Source organism: Niallia taxi, from assembly GCF_004005475.1.
GTDB lineage: Bacteria > Bacillota > Bacilli > Bacillales > Cytobacillaceae > Niallia > Niallia taxi.
The window spans coordinates 1-8,706 of sequence record NZ_RZTZ01000037.1; the positions used below are offsets into that span (position 1 = coordinate 1).

9 protein-coding genes are annotated in these 8,706 nt (G+C 35.4%); 3 read left to right on the forward strand and 6 right to left on the reverse strand.

Features of this window, described 5'->3' with window-relative positions; all coding sequences use genetic code 11:
* Window positions 1-723: 723 nt before the first annotated feature.
* From EM808_RS28060 to EM808_RS28080, 5 genes are all read right to left on the reverse strand, one after another.
* Window positions 724-1,683 carry an NAD(P)H-dependent flavin oxidoreductase gene (locus EM808_RS28060; RefSeq protein ID WP_127743062.1) on the reverse strand — a complete coding sequence of 320 codons (960 nt, stop codon included), beginning with the start codon at window positions 1,681-1,683 and terminating at the stop codon, window positions 724-726.
* Window positions 1,684-1,802: 119 nt separating this feature from the next.
* Window positions 1,803-2,558, reverse strand: coding sequence for an SDR family NAD(P)-dependent oxidoreductase (locus EM808_RS28065; RefSeq protein WP_078412345.1), 756 nt, complete (start codon window positions 2,556-2,558; stop codon window positions 1,803-1,805).
* A 43-nt stretch (window positions 2,559-2,601) separates the two neighbouring features.
* Window positions 2,602-3,570, reverse strand: coding sequence for an NAD(P)H-dependent flavin oxidoreductase (locus EM808_RS28070; RefSeq protein WP_127743064.1), 969 nt, complete (start codon window positions 3,568-3,570; stop codon window positions 2,602-2,604).
* Between the two features lie 39 nt (window positions 3,571-3,609).
* Window positions 3,610-4,734 carry an NtaA/DmoA family FMN-dependent monooxygenase gene (locus tag EM808_RS28075; RefSeq protein ID WP_127743066.1) on the reverse strand — a complete coding sequence of 375 codons (1,125 nt, stop codon included), beginning with the start codon at window positions 4,732-4,734 and terminating at the stop codon, window positions 3,610-3,612.
* A complete protein-coding gene (locus EM808_RS28080) occupies window positions 4,718-5,803 on the reverse strand; it encodes an LLM class flavin-dependent oxidoreductase (protein WP_127743068.1) in 1,086 nt (361 codons plus the stop codon). Before EM808_RS28080 ends, EM808_RS28075 begins: the two co-directional genes overlap by 17 nt.
* Before the next feature lie 211 nt (window positions 5,804-6,014).
* On the opposite strand from EM808_RS28080, the gene EM808_RS28085 reads away from it, so the two are divergent.
* The 3 genes from EM808_RS28085 (at window position 6,015) to EM808_RS28095 (ending at window position 8,221) form a co-directional block, all read left to right on the forward strand.
* Window positions 6,015-6,389, forward strand: a complete 375-nt coding sequence (locus tag EM808_RS28085) for a winged helix-turn-helix transcriptional regulator (RefSeq protein ID WP_285095776.1) — start codon at window positions 6,015-6,017, stop codon at window positions 6,387-6,389.
* An 83-nt stretch (window positions 6,390-6,472) separates the two neighbouring features.
* Window positions 6,473-6,889, forward strand: a complete 417-nt coding sequence (locus EM808_RS28090; RefSeq protein WP_127743070.1) for a MarR family winged helix-turn-helix transcriptional regulator — start codon at window positions 6,473-6,475, stop codon at window positions 6,887-6,889.
* Window positions 6,890-7,474: 585 nt separating this feature from the next.
* Entirely contained in the window at window positions 7,475-8,221 is a 747-nt protein-coding gene (locus EM808_RS28095) for an NADPH-dependent F420 reductase (protein WP_078412357.1), read from the forward strand.
* A gap of 218 nt (window positions 8,222-8,439) precedes the next feature.
* On the opposite strand, the gene EM808_RS28100 is transcribed toward EM808_RS28095, so the two are convergent.
* The coding region (locus EM808_RS28100) for a group II intron maturase-specific domain-containing protein (protein WP_328590395.1) at window positions 8,440-8,706 on the reverse strand (267 nt) is incomplete at its 5' end.

An 8,706-nucleotide genomic window follows, 5' to 3' on the forward strand; every position in this document is an offset into this window, starting at 1 on the left:
AAAAACGAACAACTTTCCAAGATATAGATTAATAACTATATCTAACTAAATACAACAAAACCTTCCAATTAAAATATAGCGGAAGGTTATTTGGCATGTGCATTTTTAGTATACCACGAGATTATTTATCTTTTTATTGAAAAATGTTGACAAACTATTTAGCTGGTTTTCTTTAAGTACATTTCTTCACAATCCCACCTTTTTTAGATCTTTTATTATAAGTTACGCTCTACATAAAAATCAGCCACCTGATAGCAGCTGATTCCTTTATTTTTCATGGTTTTCAATTATATGACCAAAACAATATTGAAAATTTCATTTATTACAGGAATGCTGTCATGATAGCGACATAAGAAAAAGGCTTCCCTTTTATATAAGGAAAGCCCCCGGTAACTTAAGTGTATTTCTTCACATATTATTTAGTTTTAACAGCTCTCTTATTAAGTTGAATTGCATGTACATCATCTCTTTGGAAATTCTCACTCAAATAGTGACCGAGAGAAGTCCACTACTTCGTTTCTCCATCATAAAAACAGCCTAATCTGGTGATTTTTATGATGGAACTGGATGCTCATACTGAACATCAATCTTACCGTTTTCTAAAATAGTTGCTGCTACTTTAATCTCGTCTCTTCTTAGCAACAACAGAATTATACATTACAGTCAAATGTCTCTTTCATTTGATTCTGATTAATCCGATTAACAGTTGTTAGTATAGCAATTTTAATTAAAATCTTGCATTAAGTCATCAATCACTGCCTTTACAGTTCTGATTTCTTTAATTGGGGTAATTCCTGTGCCGACAGTAATATAGCCATCCACTTTGTTACCCTCAAGCATACCGATACGTATACCACCTGATCCTCCCATTGCTTTTGCTATATCTTCACGACTGGCACCATTTTCATCCATTTCTACTAGCTTTTTCGATAAATTAGTAGGTAAAGACCGATAGTAAGCTGGTAATGTACGGAACATTAGTAAATCTTCTGCTGTAGCATCAACAATCATTTGTTTCACGTTTTCTGCTGCTGGATTTTCTTTTGTTGGAATAAAGACACTACCAGCAAACACACCTTCAGCGCCTAAAGCAAATGATGCACGTACACCTCTGACATCCCCGATCCCCCCAGCTGCCATAACAGGAATATTTATAGCATCGACAATCATTGGAATAATCGAAAATGTGCCAATTACTCGTTCTGGAACGGTACCACCTTCATCAAATCCAGTTGCTACATAAACATCCACACCAAATTCTTCAGCGGCTTTTGCATTCTCAATAGTAGGAGTAGCTGGTCTAAAAACAATCTTAATATTGTTTTCTTTCAGTGGCTTAAAAATTTTCTCATCTAATATACCATTTATAAGGACAACTGGAACCTTTTCCTCTATAACTACTTCTAGAATTGGCCATGTGTAAGTTAAATCACCACTTACAATTAAGGTCGACCCAAATGGTTTATTCGTTAAATCCTTTGTTTTTTGTATTTCAGTTCTCATTCTTTCGGCAGTTACTTCGGGGGAACTAGTTACATCAGCCTGACCGGCATTCGGTCCTAGAAATCCTAGTCCACCAGCATTACTTACTGCTGCAACAAATTCTGCATTTGTGATCCAAGACATTGGTCCCTGAATAATCGGTTTTTCTATATTTAATATTTCGCATATTCTATTATTCATTTTTAAATCCTCCTGAGCCATTTAAAAAATAAAAATCTTTTCTATCTTTTGGATATGTCTAAATTTAACTTGGTAATAAAGTTTCACCATTTAATGGTGTTCTCATTTATTTAGTGCTGTTACTTAACAGATAAACCGCCATCAACTATATGATCAGCACCTGTTATATAAGAAGCATCGTCACTTGCTAAAAATAATGCCACATTAGCTATTTCTTCGGAAACCCCTAATCTTTTTATTGGGATTTCTTGCGCTCTTTCTTCAATTTGTTTTTCACTCAATGTATTTGAAACAATATTAGTTAGTATCGGTCCTGGTTGAATTAAATTAATTCGAATTTGATCAGGGGCAAACTCTACTGCAGCTGCACGAGTTAAAGATTTAATGGCACCTTTACTTGCTGTATAAGCATTGAAGCCACCAGCTGAATGGCGCTCACTTGCCATTGAACCAATATTTACAATTGAACCACCCCTGTTTTCTTTCATATAAGGTACAATTGTTTTAATTCCTACAAACTGACTCCATGCATTGATATTTTGTGCTAAAGTCCAATATTCAACTGTAGTTTCATTAAAAGGCTTAATAGCTGCAATTCCTGCATTATTAACTAAAATATCAACTTTCCCATAAAGTTCGATACTTGTCTTTACAACCTTTTCCCAGTCCTCCTCTGATGACACGTCTTGCTTCAAAGCAGTAGCACTTCCTGGGTATTTCTCATTTATACGTTCCACAACAGCTTGTACACTTTCATACTGAATGTCCGTTGCAATAACCTTTGCTCCTTCTTTAGCAAATAAATATGCTTCTGCCTCCCCTTGACCGGCACCAGCCCCTGTAATAATTGCTACTTTATTATCTAATCTTCCCATTTCCCTTTTCCTCCTAAATTCCATTAAAATTTTATTAAAAACTTCATCCTATTGATTGAACGATTTCTTCTATTATTTCTTGGCATGTAAGAATTTGCTTAATACCTCCAGCCGACTCAGATACACTTACGGTACCATTTACAAGGTCTCCGTCTAGCATCCCTATTTTGAATCCTTCTCCATAGTATTTATATGCTTCTTGAGGTTTGCCTTGATTGATTAATTCTAGAGCCTTTTTACCAGCTTCTGTCGGTATTGTTCTCAAATGCCCCGCACCTGATTTAAATTCAATAAACTCCTCGCTCTTTACATTAACAATTGCCTTTTTTGTTTCTATACTTGCCGGATTTTCGAAAGTCGCAATAAATCTAGTACCCATGTATACACCTTCTGCTCCCATGGAAAAAGCAGCTTTCGCTCCACGACCATCTATAATCCCTCCAGCAGCAATTACGGGGATTTTTACAAGTGATGTTACTTGTGGTACAAGAGAAAGAGTACTAATTTTAAAATCACTCATATGGCCACCAGCTTCATAACCCGTAACAATAAGTGCATCTACACCTGTTTTTTCTGCTTCTACAAGTTTTTCTACAGTAGGACTTAAATCTCTGTAAATGACATTGATGTTATGTTCTTTAAGTCGTTTCAGTTCACGTTCTACGACCCCATGTCCAATTGCTATAACATTCTTTACATTCTCTTTAACCAATACTTCAAAAACAGCATTAGTAAATGGATCTTCTGAAGCACCACCCATTGGAAAAATATAATTGACTGCAAATGGTTTGTTCGTCAATTCTTTCACTATACGAATTTCTTTTGTTAATCGGTCTGCCATATCTTCTGCGCTACTCGCTTTTTCTTTTTGACCTGCATTTGGCCCCAATACACCCATTCCACCTGCATTTGATACTGCTGCAACAAACTCTGCTGAAGTGACCCATGTCATTGCAGCTGAAATAACGGGATATTTTATACCTAGTAGATTTGTAATTCGGTTACTTTTCATGTTGTTAAATTCTCCTTCTGTTGTCTGGTTTAATTTTTGTTATTCTTTATAGCTATTCTCAGGGTAAGGTAGCTCTAAGTTTCCTCGGAGTGTGTTAGCTTCATATTCCTTTTTGAATATACCTTTTTCTTGTAATATTGGGACAACTAACTTAATAAAGTCCTCAAATCCCGCTGGGTAATCTTGTCTAATTAGTAAGATATCCATTACCCCTGCTCTATACCAATGTTCTATTTTCTCTGCCACATGCTCCGCCGATCCCAACAATTGAGGCCTTGGTAGTCTATGACCAATAGGCATTAATGACTCTATTTCTCTCAATTTTTCTAGTGCTTCTTTTTCTGTTTTACCAACTATTGGGCTATGAGAAGGCATTATCAGTAGGTCATTTGGTGAACGCCCTTGATTTTCCACTCTTCTTTTCAGCTCAACAGTAAATCCCTTTAGATAATCAAAATTATCTCCAGGCACCATGATGACTTCAGCATGCTTAGCAGCTACATCCATAAAAGCTGAGGATGTCCCAGCTTGAGAGATTACTGGTCTGCCTTGTCTAGAACGACTAATATTTAAAGGTCCCTCTACTGAAAAGTAATTGCCTGCATAATTTAATGAGTGCATTTTACTTGGGTCAAAAAATACTCCACTTTTTTTATCACGTATAAATGTAGCATCTTCATACGAATCCCAAAGACCTTCCACAATTTCTAAAAATTCTTCTTTTAGTGGATAAAGGTCTGATTTTCTTAAATGAGTACGGCTATAATTTGCTAAACCTCCTGGATTAGATGTGATAGCATTCCATCCTGCTCGACCGTTACTAATCTTATCCAGCGAAGCTATCTGTCTAGCTACTGTAAATGGATCAGCATATGAAGTAGCTATTGTAGCAGTTAATCCTATAGAGTGCGTTACCATACTCAATGCAGATAAAATAGATATCCCTTCAAACATGCTAAGATAATGTGGTATCATACCAGGTCCAATATGACTAACATCAGCTAAAAAAATCGTATCAAATTTTGCTTTCTCCAGTTGAAGGGCTTTTTCAACATAGTAATTAATATTCTCACTGGCATTTGCAGGTATATCAGGATGTCGCCAACCAAAGTAGCTCCAACCAACGCCATCGATGATGCCCCCAAGTTTAAGTTTTCTTTTCATTACTATTGAATTCTCCTTCTTCCTTACCAAGTTCATTTATTTTTTTCATTACCCCTAGTTCTTTTGCCAATAATTCATGACCTCTTTTTCGACTTTCTTGGTCAGGATAGAAATCAGCAATCATAATTTCATCAACTAAACAAGCCTTTGCAGTCTTTGTAAGTTGGTCAGCGACGTTTGCTACACTACCAATAATAAAGCGTTCTTTATTTCTTTCTTTGGCTCTTTCTTCTTCCAGTGTATATTTGTGATTTTTGGCTTCCTCCGGAGTAGGAAATGTAAAATTTTTTGAACCTGTACTCATCCGGGCCCAAAGTAATTCTACCGGTCCAGCAATATACTTAGCTTCTTCCTCCGTTTCGGCTGTGATAACAATGGTCGCCAACATACTTTTGGGTTCACTTAAATAAGAGGAAGGCTTAAAGTTAGATTTGTAACTTCTTAACATCGGAACAGCTAATTGTGGTGCCAGATGTCTTGCAAATACAAATCCTAAGCCTTTTTCAAGTGCAACCTGTAATCCACCATCGCTAGAACCCAACATATACATATCAGGAACCATCGATTTGTCCCCTGGTGGATTTATATTACTAAAAGGATGAGTAATCTTGAAGTTACGATTAAAAAAGGAAAGTAAGTTGTCTAATTGCTCGGGAAAATCATTTACTCCTAATAATTCCTTAGACCTCAGTAAAGCCCACATAGTCCAACCATCAGTTCCAGAAGCCCTACCAATTCCAAGATCAACGCGACCTGGATATAATCCTTCTAAAAGTGTGAAGTTCTCCACCACTTTCAAAGGACTATGATTTGGTAACATTACCCCACCAGAACCTACACGAATGTTTTTGGTATGTGCAGCTGCATGCATACTTAACATATCAGGTGAGGTACTCATCATAGTAGGTGTATTGTGGTGCTCAGTGAACCAATATCTATTGAATCCTAAACGGTCCGCTAATTGAACCATATCCGTTGTATTTTGAAGACTTTCTCTAGCATTACTTTCTTTAAAAATATGAACAAAGTCTAAAATCGATAATTTTAGTCCTGAATTTCCTATATCCACTAATCTAAACCTCCTTTCTATGTTATAATTAGTTAGCCTGCTAACTATAAAACCAAAAAAAGAAATAAGATGTTAATCTTTCGTAATTAACTAATACTTATTTGCTTTGGTTTATATAGACAATCATAAAGTCATTATGAGTAGTTGAAAAGAGGGCAATATAAATGGATATAGTACATATTTTTGTACTTTTAGATAGGAGTGAAATAAATTGAAGGTGTGTAAAGATGGTTTTCAACGAAAGTTTATAGATGAAAAAGAAGATATGTACGCGATAGCATTTACTCAGAATATTTTATATGGACGATGGAAGTATTTTATTCTTTGGTACTTAAAAGGAACTACACGCCGTTATTCCGACATCAAGAATTTTCTAGGGGATCTATCACAAGGTTCCCTCACTAAGCAACTAAGAGAATTAGAAAACGATGGTGTCATTGCACGTGAAGTCTTTCCTGTAGTTCCTCCTAAAGTAGAGTATTCACTTACAGAAAAAGGCATGAAATTAATTCCTGTTCTAGATATGATGGAGGCTTTTGGTAAAGAGTATGGTGAACAGGCAAAAAGTACAAACGATAACGAGTAATTGGGTTTTGACCCCTAAATTGACTTAATATACACTCCAAGTTATAGTTAGGTCACTAATAATTTTAGACGGGGAGTTTTTATATGTTAAATGATGAAATAAGAGAGCTTTTAGACAAAATTTCGTCACAGACAAGAAGAAATTACAATCATTTACTACATGATCTTAACTTACACGTTGGACAAGATAACCTTTTATGTAAACTATGGAGAGAAGATGGCTTAACTCAAGTTGAACTTTGTAACAAATTAAATTGTGAGGCTCCCACAGTTACTAATATGGTTAAAGCTCTTGAGAAGAAAGGACTAATTATACGAAGAAAAGATTGCACCGATAAACGAATTACCAGGATATTTCTTACCGACGCCGGCAGAAACCTTGAAGCCCCTGTAAATGAAAAATGGAGAAAACAACAAGATAGGCTATTATCAGATATTACTTTGGACGAGAGAATGCTTTTAAGAAGGTTGCTAAAGCAAATGGAGGCAAATCTTTTCTAATTAAAGTATTATACTTCTAATTGTTTCCCTCATCATGTTACTCACTAATCCAACTCAAATGTAAAAAGGCAATACCTTATATGGTATTGCCTTTTCACATATTCCATATTATCTTCTACTATTCTCAGTATCGTTGCTACTACTATTTATGGAAGTATAATCATAAAACGTTAGATAATTTACTAAATAGTCTAAATTAGCGGACGGCAATCTACTTGTCTCAAACTAACCCTTTAACAAAAAAGACGAGTCTAACAATGGTTAAACCTCCTCCTTGTCAGCAAGCATTTATATTCAATGCTAGAGTTTATTACTTGATGGCTAATACATTTTTCACATGTTATTAATATTTCCAACGTCTGGGTATAGGCGATGCCATATACTAAGTACAAAAAAATGTACTAAGTCAATATTTATTGCCTACTTCATCAAGAAGAGAAATGGTTTTATTCTAGTATATGTAACAAAAATACTCAATACGTTTTTAATATTTAATGAATATATGTTTAAGTTTGATAAACCATATTATTGTGTAACTTTATGCAGATTAATTCTTTTATTACAAATTCTTTTGGAGGAACAAAAATGAGATTTGGAATTATAGGTGCGGGACCAATTGGGTCAATTATTTCTAAAAAATTAGTTAAGAATGGGCATAATGTCAAAATTGCAGATGCACGAGGAATTGAACGTTTAGAAGGAAAAGAGTTTGATGGAACACCCGTTCATGTAGAGGATGCAATTACAAATATTGAAGTTCTTATTATTTCTCTCCCTCTAAAAGCACTTCCAAGTATTAAGAACATTATCGATCAAGTCGGGGAGGAAGTGATCATTGTAGATACTTCAAATTATTACCCTTATAGAGACGGCAAAATTGAAGAAATCGAGAACGGGATGGTTGAAAGTGTTTGGGTTTCCAATCAATTAGTCCGACCTATCATTAAAGCTTTCAACAACATATTAGCCTATACTTTAGAAAATGAAGGAACATCCGAAGAAACTATTGGACGAATTGCGATGGCAGTTGCTGGTAATGACCAAACACAAAAACAAGTAGTCATGGACGTAGTAAACGAGCTAGGCTTCGACGCAGTAGATAGTGGTTCTTTAAGTGACTCTTGGAGACAACAGCCAGGAACTCCCGCATACTGCACAGAGCTAACAAAAGATGAACTCACGAAAGCGTTGAAAAAGGCAAATAAAGAAAACGCACCATTACTAAGGGACAAGGTGATGGAAAGATTTGCAGAACTCCTTGCAGAAAAAAAGGAAGTTGAATTTTCACATAGGGATATTGTGAATTTAAATAGAGAAATATACAATTCATAAAAACAAAAGGTGCACTCAGTTAGGGCGCACCTTTTTGCAAATCCTCCATATATCCCCATAAAGTTGTGAAGAAATATGTGCCTCCTACCTTTTGTGAATTCTTTCACTTAAAGTAGTCGAGTAGAAGAGAGCCTTTCTACCTTACGGTAAATTGTACTCACCCCCCTCACAGAACCGTGCTTGCGCAATTAACGCACACGGCTCCTCCTAATTATCTATTACAGAATATAGCTAATCTCTTTTCTTAATTCATAAATGTTTACTTTAATTCTTGGAGTTGGAAGTGGAAACTTCTGTAAAAAGAGTCTAAATTTATCCCAGGTAAAGGATTTCCTCTGAGTTCTTCTATTTAGCCATTTATATAGGAGTTCTTCAATCTTCTCTTTAAAACCGTTCACAGTTTGCGTATTGTCTGTAATGCAGTAATAGTTGTAATAACCTATAAGTGACCTTTTAAATCTATCCATAATTAAATGAATAGATTT

Excerpts from the sequence above, each read along its gene's own strand:
- EM808_RS28065 (WP_078412345.1), bottom strand. The coding sequence starts at position 2,558 with ATGGGAAGATTAGATAATAAAGTAGCAATTATTACAGGGGCTGGTGCC.
- EM808_RS28070 (WP_127743064.1), bottom strand. The coding sequence starts at position 3,570 with ATGAAAAGTAACCGAATTACAAATCTACTAGGTATAAAATATCCCGTT.
- EM808_RS28060 (WP_127743062.1), bottom strand. The coding sequence starts at position 1,683 with ATGAATAATAGAATATGCGAAATATTAAATATAGAAAAACCGATTATT.
- EM808_RS28075 (WP_127743066.1), bottom strand. The coding sequence starts at position 4,734 with ATGAAAAGAAAACTTAAACTTGGGGGCATCATCGATGGCGTTGGTTGG.
- EM808_RS28090 (WP_127743070.1), top strand. The coding sequence starts at position 6,473 with ATGTTAAATGATGAAATAAGAGAGCTTTTAGACAAAATTTCGTCACAG.
- EM808_RS28095 (WP_078412357.1), top strand. The coding sequence starts at position 7,475 with ATGAGATTTGGAATTATAGGTGCGGGACCAATTGGGTCAATTATTTCT.